This is a genomic window from Klebsiella sp. HMSC09D12 (assembly GCF_001808475.1).
GTDB classification, from domain to species: domain Bacteria; phylum Pseudomonadota; class Gammaproteobacteria; order Enterobacterales; family Enterobacteriaceae; genus Klebsiella; species Klebsiella oxytoca.
This window is the reverse complement of record NZ_KV793503.1, coordinates 151,669-163,892: the sequence shown is the minus strand read 5'-3', so window position 1 is coordinate 163,892 and position 12,224 is coordinate 151,669. Positions and strand designations below refer to the sequence as shown.

The 12,224-nt window shown below is 56.9% G+C and carries 12 protein-coding genes; 7 read left to right on the top strand and 5 right to left on the bottom strand.

Features of this window, described 5'->3' with window-relative positions; genetic code table 11:
- From HMPREF3178_RS23250 to dtnK, 3 genes are read right to left on the bottom strand one after another with little or no spacing between them, the layout of a single operon-like run.
- Positions 1 to 762, bottom strand: coding sequence for a DeoR/GlpR family DNA-binding transcription regulator (locus tag HMPREF3178_RS23250; RefSeq protein WP_004102327.1), 762 nt, complete (start codon positions 760 to 762; stop codon positions 1 to 3).
- A 1-nt stretch (position 763) separates the two neighbouring features.
- Positions 764 to 1,750 (bottom strand): D-threonate 4-phosphate dehydrogenase, encoded by a 987-nt coding sequence (locus HMPREF3178_RS23245; protein WP_004113279.1) that lies wholly within the window; start codon positions 1,748 to 1,750, stop codon positions 764 to 766.
- Positions 1,743 to 2,981: a D-threonate kinase gene (gene dtnK / locus HMPREF3178_RS23240; protein WP_017145809.1), complete on the bottom strand. Its 1,239-nt coding sequence runs from the start codon at positions 2,979 to 2,981 to the stop codon at positions 1,743 to 1,745. The genes HMPREF3178_RS23245 and dtnK overlap by 8 nt, the downstream gene beginning before the upstream one ends.
- A 176-nt stretch (positions 2,982 to 3,157) precedes the next feature.
- Between dtnK and HMPREF3178_RS23235 the strand changes: the two genes are divergently transcribed.
- The 6 genes from HMPREF3178_RS23235 to HMPREF3178_RS23210 all read left to right on the top strand — a co-directional run bounded on the left by HMPREF3178_RS23235 (position 3,158) and on the right by HMPREF3178_RS23210 (position 9,050).
- Positions 3,158 to 4,303 carry an iron-containing alcohol dehydrogenase gene (locus tag HMPREF3178_RS23235; RefSeq protein WP_017145808.1) on the top strand — a complete coding sequence of 382 codons (1,146 nt, stop codon included), beginning with the start codon at positions 3,158 to 3,160 and terminating at the stop codon, positions 4,301 to 4,303.
- An 18-nt stretch (positions 4,304 to 4,321) separates the two neighbouring features.
- Positions 4,322 to 5,206 (top strand): dihydrodipicolinate synthase family protein, encoded by an 885-nt coding sequence (locus HMPREF3178_RS23230; protein WP_017145807.1) that lies wholly within the window; start codon positions 4,322 to 4,324, stop codon positions 5,204 to 5,206.
- Positions 5,207 to 5,319: 113 nt separating this feature from the next.
- Positions 5,320 to 6,081: a TerC family protein gene (locus HMPREF3178_RS23225; protein ID WP_004113287.1), complete on the top strand. Its 762-nt coding sequence runs from the start codon at positions 5,320 to 5,322 to the stop codon at positions 6,079 to 6,081.
- A 29-nt stretch (positions 6,082 to 6,110) separates the two neighbouring features.
- On the top strand, positions 6,111 to 7,283 hold the full coding sequence (locus tag HMPREF3178_RS23220) for a sialidase family protein (RefSeq protein WP_017145806.1): 1,173 nt from the start codon (positions 6,111 to 6,113) through the stop codon (positions 7,281 to 7,283).
- Complete coding sequence (locus tag HMPREF3178_RS23215; protein WP_016808773.1) at positions 7,280 to 7,750, top strand: NanQ anomerase/TabA/YiaL family protein; 471 nt, start codon at positions 7,280 to 7,282, stop codon at positions 7,748 to 7,750. The genes HMPREF3178_RS23220 and HMPREF3178_RS23215 overlap by 4 nt, the downstream gene beginning before the upstream one ends.
- Before the next feature lie 19 nt (positions 7,751 to 7,769).
- Complete coding sequence (locus tag HMPREF3178_RS23210) at positions 7,770 to 9,050, top strand: SLC13 family permease (protein ID WP_004113290.1); 1,281 nt, start codon at positions 7,770 to 7,772, stop codon at positions 9,048 to 9,050.
- A 125-nt stretch (positions 9,051 to 9,175) separates the two neighbouring features.
- Here the strand turns inward: HMPREF3178_RS23210 and HMPREF3178_RS23205 are convergent, their stop codons facing one another.
- A complete protein-coding gene (locus tag HMPREF3178_RS23205) occupies positions 9,176 to 9,991 on the bottom strand; it encodes a PhzF family phenazine biosynthesis protein (RefSeq protein WP_017145805.1) in 816 nt (271 codons plus the stop codon).
- A gap of 9 nt (positions 9,992 to 10,000) precedes the next feature.
- Positions 10,001 to 10,792: a PhzF family phenazine biosynthesis protein gene (locus HMPREF3178_RS23200; protein WP_004102346.1), complete on the bottom strand. Its 792-nt coding sequence runs from the start codon at positions 10,790 to 10,792 to the stop codon at positions 10,001 to 10,003.
- A 205-nt stretch (positions 10,793 to 10,997) separates the two neighbouring features.
- Here HMPREF3178_RS23200 and HMPREF3178_RS23195 point away from each other — a divergent pair, with 205 nt between their 5' ends.
- Positions 10,998 to 12,197, top strand: a complete 1,200-nt coding sequence (locus HMPREF3178_RS23195) for a sugar transporter (protein WP_023321061.1) — start codon at positions 10,998 to 11,000, stop codon at positions 12,195 to 12,197.
- Positions 12,198 to 12,224: the final 27 nt, after the last annotated feature.

Sequence of the window (12,224 nt, the reverse complement as noted above, 5' to 3'; positions counted from 1 at the left end):
CTAGTCGGCAATGATCAGCCGGGGATGGATATGCCCCAGCAGTTCACGCGTCTCTTCCGGCAGATGATTATCGGTGATGATGTCGGTGAGCGAGTCGAGATGGGTGATGTTAAACAGCGACCAGGCGCCGTATTTTGAGCTGTCCGCCAGCAGAATGCGCCGCCGGGCGTTCGCGATTAAATCCCGCTTCAGCGCCGCTTTCTCTTCCGTTGGCGAGGTTACGCCCTTCTCCAGATCCCAGCCGTTGCAGCTAACGAACGCCAGATCGGGCCAGATATTTTGCAGCAGACGGCGTCCGTGATCGCCGATGCAGGACTGGCTGCTGTCGTCGATGCGTCCGCCGATGATGGTAACTTCAATTTGCTTAAATTCCGAGAGAAACAGGGCGATATGCAGATCGCTGGTGATCACCCGCAGCGGCAAGTGGGTTATCTGCCGGGCAAGTTCGATCATCGTGGTTCCGGCATCGAGGACGATGGCGTCCCCGGCCTTGACTAACGCCGCCGCCGCGCTGGCGATGGCGTATTTTTCCTGCAGACTGCGCTGGGACTTCTCCTGGGTGGTGGGCTGTGAAGGAATAAACCGGTTGAGCGTGACGCCGCCGTGGGTACGGCTGATGACCCCTTCCTGATCGAGCTTAATCAGGTCGCGGCGAATCGTCGCCGGCGAGGCGTGAGTCGCCGCCACCAGCTGGTCCACTGTCACCAGATTATGGCTCTTCAGAAAATCCATAATCTGCTCTAACCGGTTATATCCCTTCATGTTATTCCTGTGCGATTTGCATGGCGAGCTCAATAGAGGTTGCCATGCTGTCAGACTTAGCTTTACCTGTCCAGGCAATATCAAACGCCGTGCCGTGGTCTGCGGAAGTGCGGATAAACGGCAGGCCGGCGGTAATATTTACCCCATCATAAAATCCAAGTAATTTTAGCGGAATATGCCCCTGATCGTGATACATCGCGACCACCATATCAAACAGACCTTCGTGACACTGCATAAATACCGTGTCCGGCGGGCATGGCCCGGTCACGTTGAGCCCTCTGGCCTTCATCGCTTCAACGGCCGGACCCACGATACGAATCTCTTCATCGCCAAACAGACCGTTTTCCCCGGCGTGAGGGTTCACTCCGGCAACGGCAATGCGCGGATTAGTGAAACCCACCCGGCGCAGGAAGCTATCGGCGATGCCGATCACCGTTTCAACTCGCGGCTGGTTCAGATTATCAAGGAATTTTCGCAGCGCCACGTGGGTAGAGATATGGATCACTTTGAGCTTATCGGTATATAACACCATCGCAAAATCTTTGGTTTGCGTCAGATGGGCGAGCATTTCGGTATGTCCCGGGAAGTTGTGCCCGGCCAGATGCAGCGCTTCTTTATTGAGCGGCGCGGTAGCGATCGCAAACACCTCACCCGCCATCGCCAGCTCGGTCGCTCGCTTGATGCAGCGGTAAGCTAAATCCCCCGCCTGCGCCTGCACTTCCCCCGCGCGTAGTCCTTGCGGATCGGCCAGCGGTTCGTCGATAACGTTAATCGTGCCCGCGCTGAACTGCGCCTGTTCCGGACGATCAATGATACGCAGCTCGGCGGGCGGGGTTATCCCCATCGCCAGGATCCGCCGCAGCGTCTGCGCGCAGCCCACCACCACGACCGGCGCGCCGTTGAGTTTCCCCTCAACCAGCGATTTGATAATAATTTCCGGGCCAATGCCTGCCGGGTCTCCCATCGTTACCGCAATGATGTTAGTCACTCATTTTCTCCTCAATAAAATTCACAACCTCCAGCAGGGTGGTTTCCGTTCCGAATCCGCCTGCCTTGGTCATTACCGGCCGCTGCCAGCTACTACCCAGAAAATTGCCGAACGGCACGCATTGCGCCACCCGGCCTGTAATATGAAATCCGCTGGCGTCCAGCGCCTGCGCCACGGCGATCGCCACGTCGCCGCCGGATAAATAGAGCGCTCCCGGCTGGCTCTGCGCGATGGCCAGCGCGCTGACCCGCGCCAGGTATGCGCAGATGCGCTCGCCAAGGGCGGTGCGATCGACCCCATGCCGACGACACAAGGCTTCAACCGCCTTTCGCGCCTCGCTATCGGGTCGGGTGGTGATAACGCAATGATTATTTTCGCTCAATACCGCCACGATACGCCGGGCATCAAGGGCGGCATCGCCGTCAAAGGCCATAGCCACATCAATGTCGACCCGCCGGACGCGCGGATGCTCATTAAGACGGGCAACCTGCTGTTGCGCGATTTCGCTCATTGAACCGACCACCGCCAGCAGCGGGCCGTGCGGCATAGTCGCCAGCCGACGCGCCAGGGCGTCGCATAGCCCCGCAGACCCCACCAGCAGCACCCGCTGCTCGCACAGAGCGACCGTGGCGATAATGGCATCCAACTGCTGGTTTTCTTCGGCATCGACGATCAGCACCCGCGGCGTCTCAACCGTTTGTTCCAGCTCTGCCGCCAGCCCGGCGACCGTTGTCCCGCGGCACAGCAAATCGCTTTGTTGAGCGACCACGGCGGCGATATCCGCGCTGCTGACCGGCGTTTTCGGGTCGGTCGCGAACTCGGTTTCATTCACCGGCGAGCCGTGCACATAGCACACACCCCGGCGCGTCAACCGGCCAGCCGCCGGAAAAGCCGGCGCCAGAACCGCTACGGCGCAGTTCAGCGCGCGCATCGTTGCTTCCAGCTCGGCGCCGAGATTGCCGCGCAGCGTGGAGTCGATTTTTTTCACCGTCCAGCGCGGCTGAAAACGCGGCAACACCGCCTGTAAAAGATGCGTGATGCGCCGTGCCGCCTCTGCGGCGGGCTGCGCGCGGCTGTCGCTATTGAGGATCAGCGCCTGCGCCTCTCCCTGGTAGCTGGCGCTAAACGCCACTTCCGCCCGCATCCCCGTCTCCGCCAGGCTGACTCCCGCGTCATTTGCGCCGGTAAAGTCATCCGCCAGAACCAGCACCTTGTTATCGCCGCTGCCCATCATGTTCCCTTTTCAAGCTGTTCGAAATTGATAATGATTATATTCAATCACAATTGATTAAATGTGAGCAAGCTCAAGTTATTAAATCTCGCTATAAATTATAACTTCATCCCACAATGTGAGTGACCCGAACAATAGATGATTAAGTTTAATCATCCATAAGACAGGAGAAAGAAGTGGCAACCATTAACAGCACCCTGATTAGCGGCGCGGGCGCGTTTACCGCCCTGCTACCGCTGCTGACCGGCAAACAGCGCATTTTGCTGGTCACCGATGCCAACGTTGGCAAACTCGATGCCGCACGGCAGATCCGTACGCTTCTGGAAGACGAAGGGCGTCAGGTTCAGATCGTTGATTCCGTACACGCAGAGCCAAGCCAGCATGATATGACGCAAATTCTGCGCCTCGTCAGCGCTAACCAGCCGGAGCTAATTGTCGGGATTGGCGGCGGTAGCGTTCTGGATGTGGCCAAGCTGCTCTCGGTTCTGCTGCATCCCGACTCGCCGGGGCTTGAGGCGCTGCTGGCCGGCGAAAAGCCGCAGCAAAAGGTGACCTCGTTATTAATTCCCGCCACTGCCGGCACCGGTTCCGAAGCCACGCCGAACGCGATCCTGGCAATCCCGGAACAGAATACGAAGGTGGGGATTATCTCCCCGGTTCTGCTGCCGGATTATGTTGCCCTGCTGCCGGAATTAACCACCAGCATGCCCGCGCATATCGCCTCCTCTACCGGCATTGACGCGCTGTGTCATCTTATTGAGTGCTTTACTTCGACCGTTGCCAATCCGGTTAGCGATAACGCGGCGCTGATTGGCCTGCGCAAGCTGGTGCGCAACATCGAGCTATCGGTGAGTGAGCCGCACAATCTGGCGGCGAAGCTGGAGATGCTATGGGCCTCTTATTATGGCGGTGTGGCTATTAACCATGCGGGCACTCATCTGGTTCATGCCCTTTCCTATCCGTTAGGCGGCAAATATCACCTGCCGCACGGCGTGGCTAACGCCATTTTGCTGGCGCCTTGTATGAAGGTGGTGCGCCCACACGCGGTGGCGAAATTTGCCCAGGTCTGGGATCTGCTCCCTGAAACCGACCTGACGCTTAGCGAAGAAGAGAAATCCCATGCACTGGTCGCCTGGCTCGCCGCGCTGGTGAAACGCCTGCAGCTGCCCGATAACCTTGCCGCGCTGGGCGTACCGCCAGAGAGCATCAGCGAACTGAGCGAAGCGGCGCTGAACGTCAAGCGTTTACTGAATAATGCGCCATGCAGCGTTAACCAGGATCAGGTTGAAGCGGTTTACCGCACCCTGTTCCCCGCACAATAACACCAGGGAAGAGATGAAATGAGCAATTCAATTACCGGCGTTCTGACCGCCATCGTCACGCCTTTTACCGCAGAGGGAGCCGTGAATATCCCGGCGCTAAGGCAGCAGGTACAGCGCCAGCTCGCCGCGGGCAACGCTATTTTTTGCGGCGGTACCAACGGCGAATTCTTTGTGCTGAATGAAGCGGAAAAAATCGCCGTCGCTAAAGCCTGCGTGGATGAAGTTGCCGGTCGGGCGCCGGTGGTGGCGCATATTGGCGAAGTGTCGACTCGCGAAACGATCCGCCTGGGTCAACAGATCGAACAACTGGGCGTTGACGCGGTCTCCGTGATTACCCCCTGGTTTGTGCCGCTAAAGCAGGATGAGCTGATCGCCCACTATACCGCCATTGCTGACGCCCTGAGCGTACCGGTATTTCTCTACAACATCCCGGCGCGCACCGGCAACACCATTGAACCGCAAACCGCGCGCGCGCTGGCGCAGCATCCGAACATTATCGGCGTCAAAGACAGCGCCGGCAGCTACGAAAGCCTGAAGGGTTTCCTCGATGCGGTCCGGGATATCGCCGATTTTGACGTGCTGAACGGCCCTGATTCGCTGATACACCAGGGTTTTGTTGATGGCTGCTCCGCCTGTATTTCCGGGCTGGCAAACGTCGCGCCAAAAGAGATCAACGCCATCTGGGCAAATTTTAAAGCGGGCAATGTTGAGGGCTCCCGCCAGGCTCAGGAGAGCGTCACCGGTCTGCGCACCGATCTTTATAAAGTGGCGTTCTCGCCGGCGGCGGTAAAAAAAGCGCTGCAGCTGATGGGCCACGATGTTGGCGACAGTCGCTACGCGGTGAGCTTCACCTCGGCGCAGTGCGAGGAAATTAATCACATTATTGCCAAATATATTTCCTGACGATAGCGGAAATAGTTAATTAAATTTCCGGCACTGGTGTAAGCAAAAAAATCAGTGCCGGCAATATTTAATATTTTATATATAACGTCTTACGTAGCGTAAGGGATGTTTCAATGTTTATATGGATGCTTGACCCTGAAATATGGTTGACGCTGGTAACGCTCACCTTTCTGGAGATTATTCTCGGGGTCGATAATATTATCTTTCTCTCGCTGGTAGTGGCCAAACTGCCACCGCATCAACAAAATGTTGCGCGTAAGTTGGGATTAAGCGGCGCAATGGTTATGCGCGTGCTATTGCTGGTATCTATTGCCTGGCTGGCGCATATAACGGTACCGCTGTTTACTATTGCGCATTTTGTCGTATCGGTGCGCACCATCATTTTATTTGTCGGTGGTTGTTTCCTTATTTACAAGTCACTGCAGGAGATACGCGGTGAACTGCAGCTGGAAGAAGAGTCGCACGGCGGCGGCCAGCGTCAGCTTTCGCTGGCGGGCGCGGTTGTCCAGATTATGCTGCTGGATATTGTCTTTAGCCTGGATTCAGTTATTACCGCAGTCGGTTTGTCGCAACATATTTTCATTATGATTACGGCAGTCATTATTGCTGTTGGCATTATGATGTTCGCGGCAAAGACCATTGGCGATTTTGTCAATAACACGCCAACGATGAAAATGCTCGCTTTAACCTTTTTGTTGCTGGTGGGGATATTATTGGTCGCGGATAGTCTGGAGATACACATTGCAAAAGGTTATCTCTATTTTGCCATTTTCTTTTCGCTGGCGGTGGAAACGCTCAATATTATTCGTAATAAAAAAATCATTAAGGCTTCGCAGCCCGCAGAAGCTTACGACTCATTACAGCTAAACAAATAAAACCCTACTGAAAATAACGGAGTATGAATATGTCTGTAACCGCAATTCGTGACGGAATCATTAATCAGCATGAACAGGACGCGCGGGTCGAAACCGCGATGTTACCGTCATCCTGCCCGCAAAACCATGCGGCAAACCTGCTGCCGCTGCCGGACGGCTCCCTGATGTGCGTCTGGTTCGGCGGTACCCAGGAAGGCGTTGCCGACATCTCCGTTTGGGGATCGCGTCTGCTGCCCGGGAGCCGCCAGTGGAGCGATGCGGTCAAATTGTCTGATGACGCCAGCCGTTCCGAGCAAAACCCGGTGCTGTTTCTGGCGCCGGATAACGTGCTATGGCTGCTGTGGACCGCGCAGATCTCCGGCAACCAGGATACCGCCATCGTGCGCTATCGCCAGTCAACGGATCTGGGTCAAACCTGGGGCGAGATTGCCACCCTGCTAGATAAGCCCGGCACCTTTATTCGCCAGCCGATCACCGTCCTCGACAACGGCAACTGGCTGCTGCCGGTCTTCTACTGCCGCACTCAACCGGGTGAAAAATGGGTTGGCAACGACGATATCAGCGCCGTCAAAATCTCCTCCGATTGCGGCAAAACCTGGCGCAACGTCGAAGTCCCGCAAAGCCTGGGCTGCGTACATATGAACATCACCGCGCTGCCGGGCGGCACGCTGGTTGCGCTGTTCCGCAGCCGTTGGGCCGACAATATCTACTACAGCCAGTCCGTCGATAACGGCGAAAGCTGGTCAGCGCCGGAACCGACTGAACTGCCCAATAACAACTCATCTATTCAGGTGACCACCCTCGCCAGCGGCGAACTGGCGCTGGTCTTTAACCACATGAGCGCCGCCGGCGCGCGGGAACGCCGGGCATCGCTTTACGACGAAATCGACGATGGCGATAACAGCCGCAAAGAGCCGGAAGTGACCAGCGGGCGTTCGGCCTTCTGGGGAGCGCCGCGCGCGCCGATGACCGTAGCCATCTCCGCCGACGGCGGTAAAACCTGGCCATGGCAGCGCAACCTCGATGAAGGCGACGGCTACTGCATGACCAATAACTCGCTGGATAAGCGCAATCGCGAGTTCTCCTACCCGAGTATCAAACAAGGGGCGGACGGCACGCTGCACATTGCCTACACCTGGTTCCGCCAGGCGATTAAATACGTGCACGTTTCGCCCGAGTGGGTGAAGGAGTCCGCACGATGATCGTCGGCAACCTTAACGCCCTGCCGCTGGCAGGGCTTCCCCCGGCGCTGCGGCAGATCCTCTCCCTTCCGCAAGCCACGCTAGCGGCGCTGAGCGACAGGCCGGACGGCCGCTGGCAGCCGGAAAACTGTCGCTGGTATTGCAATATCGGCGAAGCGCATACCCAGCCGACCGCACAGCGGCACACCGAATATCACCATCAGTGGGCCGATATTCAGGTGATGCTGGCGGGCTGCGAGGTGATTAACGCCGGAATGCTCTGCGTCGCGCAGGATAGCGATGAAGAGCGCAAACCGGATCTGTTTATCGCCCGCGATTGCCCGTTGCAGGTATCCATCACCCTGTATCCCGGTGATTTTGCGATATTTCTGCCCGGCGAACCCCATCAGGCGCTGTGCGCGGTAGACGTGCCGTCAACGGTACGCAAAGCCGTATTTAAAGTGCCGAGCGACATGCTGGAAGGGTAAATAAGAAGGAGAAATAACAATGACAATGGAAATGATTCTGGCGCTGGGCATTCTGGTGCTAATGATAGTTCTTATTATGTCAGACAAAATGGCGTTTGGCGCACCGCCGCTGCTCGCCTGTCTGCTATTGGTTGTGACAGGGCTCTCCAACGTTCAGCAGGCCTTTGCCGGGTTTGTTAACTCAAGCGTCATTATGATCGCCGGCTTTATGGTGGTGATGGCGGCGCTGCAGAAAACGCGGCTGATCGGTAACGTAAAATCGGCGATGGTTAATCTGGTAAATAAAGGCAGCTATAAAAGCTACGCGCTGCTACTGGTGATTGTCATGATTGGCGCCAGCCTGGCGGGTACCGGTTCAACCGGCTACTACGTGCTGATTCTTTCACTGGTTTCGACCATCCCCTACAGCAAGAAGCTGCCGACCTCAAAGCTGATGATGCCGCTGGGATTCGCTACCAATCATCCTCTGTTCCCGGTTAACGTCGCGCTGCTGTTTGGCGTCACCGCCACGGTACTGCAAACCGCCGGTTTCAACGAGGAGATTTCAATGGTGAAATTTGCTCTGGTCAATCTGGTGATGTCGCTGGCCTTTTTGGCCTGGTGCCTGGTTGCGTATCGCTTTTTACCCGATCACCCGATCGCCGATGCCTCCGAGGAAGCGATGGCGGTACGCGAAGAGGAAGCCGTGGTGCTGCCCGCGTGGAAAGAGTATTGCACCGTTGGCGCCTTTGCGTTCAGCGTCGTGGGTATGATGCTGATGAACCAGTTAGGCAACATCGCCTATGTCGTACCGGGTCTCGCCGCTGCCTTCGTGATGATGATTAACGTTGTCGACTTCAAAGAGGTTCGCGATCATATGGGCGCGCCGGTTATCCTGATGATGGCCGGGGTGATCGGCGTCGCCGATGCGCTGGCAGGCACGGGCTTCACGGCAATGGTCGGCGATGCGGTGGCAGGCGTGCTCGGCGCAAACGTATCGCCCTTCGTGTTTATTTTTATCTTTGCGCTACTGACCAGCACCTGCTCAACCTTTACCGGGTCGAACATGGGCTCGGTGTATATCTTCGCGCCGATCGCGATCGCCGCCTGTACCAGCCTCGGCCTCAACCCTACCGCAGCCGCGATTGCGGTGGTCATTTCTGGCTGGAACGGTGGCTATATGCCGATTGACGGTATGCCGGCAATGATTCTGGGAATGGGAAAATATAAATTACCGGAATTCTGGATATTCTCGGTGCCGATGTACTTAATACGGATTCTGGCACTGTGCGTCGGCGCGATTGTGATATTCCCGATGTAGTTTTCTCTTCAATCTGTTCTGGTCTGACCCGATAGTAGCTCTGGTTTTTCGCCGAGTACGCAGGAGACGTTTGCCCAACAGGCGGGGATGGATAAGGGATCGGCAGGTTTATTGCCGATCCCTTTTTATTTTGCGTACTCGCCTGACGTTATTTCACGTAGCGTGATTACGCCATTTAAATAGGTTACCGCCTGGCCGCTCATTAATACCCGCTCGCCCTTTAGCTCGCAGCGAATATCACCGCCGCGCGCGGAAACCTGCCGCGCCAGCATCTGGGTTTTGCCCAGCTTCGCACGCCAGTAGGGGATCAACATGGTATGCGCAGAACCGGTTACCGGATCTTCCCACACCGCTTCTCCCGGGGAGAAAAAGCGGCTGACGAAGTCATATTCGCCGCTGCCTGCGGCGGTAACGGTAACTTTATGCTCACCCGGGATCATCGCGGTAATATTCGGCCGCAGGGCTTCTAGCAGGTCGCGAGAGGCCAGCTCGATAAGCCATGCGCGTCCCTTACGCGCGTGCAGATAGCTATCAATACCCAGCGCGGAGAGCATCGCGGCGGGCGGCTCACCCTCCTGCGTTTCTCCCGCCGGGAAATCCAGCGTCAGCCACTCGCCTTCACGGCTCACGGTCAGGCGACCGGAAGCGGTCGCGAAGTGAATGACCGCGTCAGGATAATCCAGGTGATGAAATATCACATGCGCGCTGGCAAGCGTAGCGTGGCCGCAGAGATTGACCTCGTTGCGGGTGGTAAACCAGCGAAGCGCAAAACCATCGCTTTCTGGCACCACGAACGCGGTTTCCGACTGGTTGTGCTGCTGCGCCATGTTGAGCAGCAGCGCATCCGGCAGCCACTCTTTAAGCAGGCATACCGCCGCCGGATTGCCGGCAAAAGGCTGGTCGCTGAAAGCCGCCACCAGATAAAAAGGGATTTCCTTCACCCGGCCTCCTTAACGCAGCGTAATCGTGCCGATTAAATAGGTCGTCGCCTGACCGCCGATCAGAACCCGCTCGCCCCGCCACTGGCAGCGCAGATCGCCGCCGCGGGCCGAAACCTGCCGCGCCTGCATCTCCGTTTTGCCGAGCTTTTCGCCCCAGTAGGGAATCAGCATGCTGTGGGTCGAACCGGTCACCGGATCTTCCGCCACCGCCTCGCCCGGGCAGAAGAAACGGCTGACAAAGTCATACTCTTCATCCGCCGCGCTGATACAGATCATTTTACCGAGGCGCTGGAGTCTCTGCATATCCGGGCGCACGGCTTCCACCTGCTGGCGGTTGGCCAGAATCACCAGATAATCGCGCGCCACGCGTATCTCCTGCGCTTCGCGCAGTCCGAGCCCGGCCAGCAGTTCCGCAGGCGGCTGCTCAACGGCGGTCGTCGCCCAGGCCGGGAAATCCAGGGTCAGCCAGTCGCCGCTGCGCGTGACGCGAAGCTCGCCAACAAAACGGGTGCTAAAGACAATCGTTGATGACGGGTGATCGAAATATTCAAAAATCACGTGCGATGCCGCCAGCGTCGCATGGCCGCAAAGGTTGATCTCATCCAGCGTGGTAAACCAGCGCAGCTCGTATCCTTCATCGGTGCGGACGAAAAACGCCGTCTCCGACTGATTATGCTGTTGCGCCATTTTCAGCAACGTTTCGTCCGGCAGCCATTCGGTGAGCGGGCAAACCGCCGCTGCGTTGCCGCCAAAGCTATGGTCGCTGAACGCATCGACCAGATAAAAATTAATTTCCTGCATCGTTCGGTCCCTTCATCTTCTTTACTTATCGATAACATGACATAAACGGGATAATTGCACACCTTTTATAAGAAAATTAATCCGTTAGGTTCAGGTATTTCCTTCAAACAAAAATGAGACTCAGATCACAAAATGGTTGTGTTTTAGGCAGCGATCGTTTTAAGATCGTGCCACTTCTTTCCTCTTTGTAACCAGCCCTGAACTTATGATGACAAATACGGTTTCACGCAAGGTCGCGTGGCTGCGCGTAGTCACGCTTGCGATTGCGGCATTTATTTTTAATACCACCGAATTTGCGCCCGTTGGCCTGCTGTCGGACATTGCTGACAGCTTCGGCATGGAAACGGCGCAGGTGGGGATTATGCTGACGATCTACGCCTGGGTCGTCGCGCTGATGTCGCTGCCCTTTATGCTGTTGACCAGCAAGATGGAGCGCCGTCGTCTGCTGGTTGGCCTGTTTATTCTGTTTATCGCCAGCCACGTGCTGTCGTTCCTGGCATGGAACTTTAACGTGCTGGTGATCAGCCGTATCGGTATCGCTTTTGCCCACGCGGTATTCTGGTCGATTACTTCAGCGCTGGCGATTCGTATGGCGCCAGCCGGTAAACGGGCGCAGGCGCTGAGCCTGATTGCTACCGGTACCGCGTTGGCGATGGTTTTCGGTATCCCGATCGGCCGTATCGTCGGGCAGTACTTTGGCTGGCGCACCACCTTCCTGGTTATTGGCCTGGGAGCGCTGATCACCATGGTATGCCTGATCAAGCTGCTGCCCAGGCTGCCGAGCGAGCATTCAGGTTCGCTGAAAAGCCTACCGGTGCTGTTCCGCCGCCCTGCGCTGCTGAGTATTTATTTACTGACGGTGATTGTGGTGACCGCGCACTATACCGCCTATAGCTATATTGAACCGTTCGTTCAGACGGTCGCCGGCCTGAGCGGCAACTTCGCGACCGTGCTGCTGCTGACGCTGGGCGGCGCGGGTATCGTCGGCAGCATTCTGTTTGGTAAGCTCGGCAACCTGCATGCTTCCGGATTAATCAATGCGGCGATTGGCCTGCTGCTGGCGTGTCTGCTACTGCTGCTGCCCGCCTCGCACAACGCTAACCACCTGATGCTGCTGAGCGTCTTCTGGGGCGTGGCGATCATGATTATCGGGCTTGGTATGCAGGTTAAAGTGCTGGCGCTGGCGCCGGATGCAACCGACGTGGCGATGTCGCTGTTTTCGGGGATCTTTAATATCGGCATCGGCGCTGGCGCGCTGGTGGGCAGTCAGGTCAGTACCCATCTGTCGATGGCGTCGATTGGCTATGTCGGCGCGATCCCGGCCGTCGTCGCGTTAATGTGGGCGGTGATGATTTTCCGCCGCTGGCCGATCTCGCTGGACGACCATCAGCCGCATCACTCCTGATCGTTCGACTAAAAAAAGCCTGCCGGT

Bases quoted from the DNA above. Each gene is read 5' to 3' on its own strand.
- HMPREF3178_RS23250 (WP_004102327.1), bottom strand. From the start codon at position 762: ATGAAGGGATATAACCGGTTAGAGCAGATTATGGATTTTCTGAAGAGC.
- dtnK (WP_017145809.1), bottom strand. From the start codon at position 2,981: ATGGGCAGCGGCGATAACAAGGTGCTGGTTCTGGCGGATGACTTTACC.
- HMPREF3178_RS23230 (WP_017145807.1), top strand. From the start codon at position 4,322: ATGAGCAATTCAATTACCGGCGTTCTGACCGCCATCGTCACGCCTTTT.
- HMPREF3178_RS23225 (WP_004113287.1), top strand. From the start codon at position 5,320: ATGTTTATATGGATGCTTGACCCTGAAATATGGTTGACGCTGGTAACG.
- HMPREF3178_RS23220 (WP_017145806.1), top strand. From the start codon at position 6,111: ATGTCTGTAACCGCAATTCGTGACGGAATCATTAATCAGCATGAACAG.
- HMPREF3178_RS23215 (WP_016808773.1), top strand. From the start codon at position 7,280: ATGATCGTCGGCAACCTTAACGCCCTGCCGCTGGCAGGGCTTCCCCCG.
- HMPREF3178_RS23210 (WP_004113290.1), top strand. From the start codon at position 7,770: ATGACAATGGAAATGATTCTGGCGCTGGGCATTCTGGTGCTAATGATA.
- HMPREF3178_RS23200 (WP_004102346.1), bottom strand. From the start codon at position 10,792: ATGCAGGAAATTAATTTTTATCTGGTCGATGCGTTCAGCGACCATAGC.
- HMPREF3178_RS23195 (WP_023321061.1), top strand. From the start codon at position 10,998: ATGATGACAAATACGGTTTCACGCAAGGTCGCGTGGCTGCGCGTAGTC.